Source organism: Pararobbsia silviterrae (genome assembly GCF_003628125.1).
Classification (GTDB): domain Bacteria; phylum Pseudomonadota; class Gammaproteobacteria; order Burkholderiales; family Burkholderiaceae; genus Pararobbsia; species Pararobbsia silviterrae.
This window is the reverse complement of record NZ_RBZU01000041.1, coordinates 1-1,088: the sequence shown is the minus strand read 5'-3', so window position 1 is coordinate 1,088 and position 1,088 is coordinate 1. Positions and strand designations below refer to the sequence as shown.

At 62.2% G+C, this 1,088-nt stretch carries 1 pseudogene; it reads right to left on the bottom strand.

The window, feature by feature from the left end:
• Positions 1 to 1,088, bottom strand: a pseudogene (locus D7S86_RS28930) (hypothetical protein); the annotation flags it as partial.

The window sequence follows — 1,088 nt, the reverse complement described above, 5'->3', positions numbered from 1 at the left end:
ACGCCGTCAGTCGGCATCGCTCCATCTGTCGTCGCGGCTGCGTCTGTCGTCACGGTTTCGCTTGCCGTTGCGATGCCTTCGGGCGAGGGCGCTTGGCTTGCAGCGGGAACGTTGCGAGCGTCGTTGGAGACGGCTGCACGGGCTGTCGATGGCATCCCTTGATCATTGAAGGCACGCTCTGCCGTCAAGGTACTGTCAGGAATCTGCGTGCGACTCGTTGTTCTTCGCGTGCGTCCGGCAGTTGCAGTGAGATCGCCTCCAGCGATCATGCGGCCACTGTTCTTAAGCGAGGTGTTCGCATCGACCGTGACGTTACCCTTGGACTGCACGGTATCGCGGTTATCGATCGTGTTCGCGTGGACGGCGACAGCGGTTCCGCCGTTGATGTCGCCTCGATTGATAAAGGCATCGAGACCCGTGAGCTTGATGTGTCCCGGTGTTTCGATCTTGCCGGCGTCGTTGGAGAGTGACGGTGTGGTGCCTGAGATTGCACGACGCGCCAGAATCTGGCCTTGACGGTTATCGATCGACTGATTCGCAAGGAGCATGACGTCCGTGCCTTGCAGGCCTGCGGGCATCGATGACGGACCTGTGTGCGTATCGACCGTGACGTCGCGCGTGGCAGCGTTGATGATCGTCGCGGCCGTTGCACTCAGTGTGCCGCCCGCGTAGATCGCGCCGGCCGTGTTGTCGATCGCGGTGCTCGCGATCTTCACGTTTGCGCCGCTGCTGATTTGACCGGCGGCGTTGTTCAAGGCACCTTGATTCACAAGCTCAAGGGACTGGCCGGCGAGGATCGCGCCGCCGTGGTTCTCGATCGCAGTGGTGCGCAGGCTGGATGTGGTCTTGGCCGAGATCAGGCCGGTGTTGTTCTTCAGTTCGCCGGTCGATAGCGCGATGCGGTCGCCGATTACACGTGCTGAGGCACTGTTATCGAACGCGGCTCCGTTCGTGAAGGCGGTGAGGGCACCCTTCGCTTCGAGCGCGCCGCCTTCGTTGTTGACCGCGCCCGCGTGCAGCGTCAATGCGCCACGCGTTGCCATCGTCCCGGCCGCATTGTTCACCGACCCGCTGCGTGTATCGATCGA